At 66.7% G+C, this 3,436-nt stretch carries 3 protein-coding genes; all 3 read right to left on the bottom strand.

The features are described from left to right. Positions 1-665: 665 nt before the first annotated feature. Positions 666-1,346: a hypothetical protein gene (locus tag VIM19_05695; protein ID HEY5184391.1), complete on the bottom strand. Its 681-nt coding sequence runs from the start codon at positions 1,344-1,346 to the stop codon at positions 666-668. A gap of 156 nt (positions 1,347-1,502) precedes the next feature. Continuing rightward, positions 1,503-1,799: a WhiB family transcriptional regulator gene (locus VIM19_05690; protein ID HEY5184390.1), complete on the bottom strand. Its 297-nt coding sequence runs from the start codon at positions 1,797-1,799 to the stop codon at positions 1,503-1,505. Positions 1,800-1,869: 70 nt separating this feature from the next. Beyond that, on the bottom strand, positions 1,870-3,436 hold a 1,567-nt coding region (locus VIM19_05685), incomplete at its 5' end, for a long-chain fatty acid--CoA ligase (GenBank protein ID HEY5184389.1).

Here is a 3,436-nt window from a genome sequence, read left to right as displayed (position 1 = left end):
TTTCCGTGGTCCCGGATGGGGGGACACGGGCCACCGGGCTTCTGGAGCAGCACGTGGAACAGGAACGCCACCAAGGGTCTTGGGCGACGCAGCAGTTAAGACATTACCCGGCCGTGACGCAAACCTCAGGATGAAATCGTGGTCGTCCCGAGCATCCACGGCAACTCATAAAGCAACCCAGCCTGACTGGCTAAGCTCACCGGTGGCCATGGTCCATCGGGTCGACCCTGGCTGTGGGCCGAGGTCGGTGCAGGTGTCGCAGATTTCTTGGCCCCGCTGCAGGCTGCTGGGCGTGGCGGTGCACGTGTGCCCGGGCCGCGCAGATCAGTGCTACTGGCGTCGTGGTGGCGCGGTAGGTGGCGCCTGGGACCGATGACGCACCGCGCTTGGCCACCGACTCGAAGAACTCGTCGGCTGAAGCCTGGTCTGCTTGCCGTTGAATCTCCATTGTCGCCAATGTCCCGCTGCCGGCGTCGCCCTCAGCTGCCGTGTGTCCTTGGGCGGGCTTGGGAGCCCGGCGTTGTCTGTGACCGGGCCTGGCCGCGAAGATACGGCCCAGGCTGCTGGCCGATGTCGGCCGCGTTCGCGCCCGCACACACGTAGGCCCCCGCCCGGGTGGGGCCTGGGTTCATCCGGCAAGCCATGTGGGAGCGGAACAGGGACGGCTATGGCACCGAGGTGCAAACAGACCCGAGGGTGGCAAGGTCACCTCGCTCTACCGGGCCGGCCCAGTGGTCTCGGCCAGACCAGGCGGCGTGGTCATCGAACACCCACGAGGTTGGGGTGCCCATCGCACAGGCGGATCCGATGGAGCTGACCAACAGCCCCACGGATACTCCCGGCTCGGGGATGAACCCCAGCGCCTGGGCGTCGTCTGTCCATAACGTCCCGATGATGGCGCCGAAGCGGTGCAGGCGAACCCAGCGGCCCTGGCCGTGGCGGTCCTGGGAGTATCTGGAGACTGGGCGCATCTGGGAGTGCTGGTCGTCGGTGAAGCCGCGGGGCGCGCCGAGGTTGCGGTCATGGTGTGCGAGGGCAACCGCCTGGGGGGCGGGGTCGGCCAGCGGCCGGATCTGTATCGGCTGCGTTGACTCAAGCCTCTCTTCTTGCTGCCGTCGTTGGCTCTGTTTCAGGGCCTCGTGGAGCCGGTCGGCCGGCTCCCCGGTCACCCGGTCCACCACGGCTAACCCCCAAGGGCCGTGGTGGTCGCCCGTGATCTCGGCCAGCCAGCCCTTGCCTGTGGCATGGTCCGCAAGGACAGTGAATACCGTGAGCGGGCGCCCTTGGCTCAGCCAGTTGTCGAGCACTCCCCAGGGGGCGGGCTCGCTGCTCAGAAACGTGCGCATGTAGCCACCTCCAGCGCGGCCTGCCGTGGTGTGATGTCCTGCTGGGTCGTGCCGCCTGGCGAGAACTCAAGGGTGTGGTGACCCTGGAGGTCGTCAGCGCGAAAGACAAGGCCGGTCGGTCCTCCCGAGCCCGGAGAGTTGAGGCCGGTGAAGTCTTCAGCTCGCGGTCGGCAGGCCGGTTGAGGCGACATACATCTCCTCACGTTCGTACTCGGTCAGGCCGCCCCACACGCCGTACGGTTCATGCACCCGGAGCGCGTGCTCGCGGCAGTTCCGCCGGACCGGACAGGTCAGGCACACGGCCTTGGCTGCGCTGTCGCGGTTACGGCGCGATGGGCCTCGCTCACCGTCGGGATGGAAGAAGACGTCTGGATTCTCGCGCCGGCAGGAGCCATCGAGCTGCCACTCCCACAGATCTGGGACTGGCCCCGGCAAGCGGTACATGGGCTTCAAGGGTGACTCCGTTCTTTGGTCTGATCACGTGCTGCTCAGCCGGTGTGCGGCTGACGCTGAGGATGAGGTTCTAGCGGCGGTACAGGGCCTCCACCTGCGCGCTGAACGTCTTCAGCACGACGTGGCGTTTCACCTTCAGGCTCGGCGTGAGCTCGCCGGACTCCTCCGTGAAGTCGGTGGCCAGGATCTGGAACTTCTTGATCGCTTCAGCATTCGAGACAGCCTTGTTCGCCTCGTCAACCGCCAACTGCACGGCGGCAAGCAGGTCCGGGTCCTCGCGCAAGTCCGTCACAGTAGCCTCAGCGGGCTTACCGGCCTGAACCTTCCACGGCGCGAACGCGTCCAGGTCGATGGTGACCAGGGCGCCGATGAACGGACGCGCGTCACCGACCACGACGCACTGACTGACCAGCCAATGGGCCCGCAACCGGTCCTCAAGCACCATCGGGGCCACGTTCTTACCCGATGAGGTGACGATGAGGTCCTTCTTACGGCCGGTAATCGACAGGTAGCCGTCCTTGTCGAGCACCCCAAGGTCACCGCTGTGGAACCAGCCATCCTTGTCGAACGCGTCGCGGGTAGCCGCCTCGTTGTGCCAGTAGCCCCGGAAGACGTTGCCACCCTTGATGAGCACCTCGCTGTCGCCGGCGATGCGGATCGTGCACCCGGGGACCGGGCGTCCGACCGAGCCGATGCGCTGGTGGTCGGGCAGGTTCAGCGTCACCCCCGCACAGGTCTCGGTGAGCCCGTACCCCTCAAGGATGGTGATCCCGATACCACGGAAGAAGTGCCCGAGCCGGGCGCCGAGGGCCGCGCCGCCGCTGACCGACCAGAGCACGTCGCCACCCAGCGCGGCGCGCAGCTTGCCGTAGACGAGCCGGTCAAGGAACCCGTGCCGCAGCCTGAGCAAGATCCCGGGGCCGCCGGTCTCAAGGGACCTGCTGTAGCCCATGGCAGTGGCATCGGCAAACTCGAAGAGGCGTCCGTGCCCCTCGGCCGCAGCCTTGTGCTTGGCGGTGTTGTAGACCTTCTCGAACACCCGCGGCACCGAGAGCACCACCGTCGGCTTGAACTCAACCAGGTGCGCCACGATGTTTTTGACGTCGCTGGTGTACCCGATGTGGACGCGGTTATGCACCGCGGCGAGCTGGATCGACCGGGCCAGGATGTGTGCCGGCGGCAGGAACTGCAGCGTCCTGGTGTCCTGGTTGTAGACCCGTTCAGTGATGCTCTGGGCCGCGCAGACGTTGTGCACCTCGCTCAACAGGTTGGCGTGGGTGATCTCGCAGCCCTTCGGCCGCCCGGTGGTCCCTGAGGTGTAGATGATCGTGGCCAGGGAGTCGCTGCCGGCCACGTGGCGGCGTTCCATGACCGTCTCATCGGGGACCGTGCTGCCCGCGGCGGCGAGCCCTTCGATGCCACCGGAGTTGATGACCCACACCTCGCGCAGCCCAGGCAGCCTGACCTGGATCTGGGCGACCGTCTTGGCATGGTCCGGGGTCTCAAGGAACGCGGCAACGGCACCTGAGTCGGACAGGATCCACTCAACCTGTTCGGCTGAGGAGGTCTCGTAGATCGGGACCGTCACGCCAGCGGCAGCCCAGATCGCGAAGTCGCACAGCATCCACTCGTACCGC

Source organism: Actinomycetes bacterium (genome assembly GCA_036510875.1).
Classification (GTDB): domain Bacteria; phylum Actinomycetota; class Actinomycetes; order Prado026; family Prado026; genus DATCDE01.
The sequence above is the reverse complement of the archived record's forward strand: the minus strand, read 5'-3'. Positions and strand labels throughout refer to the sequence as shown.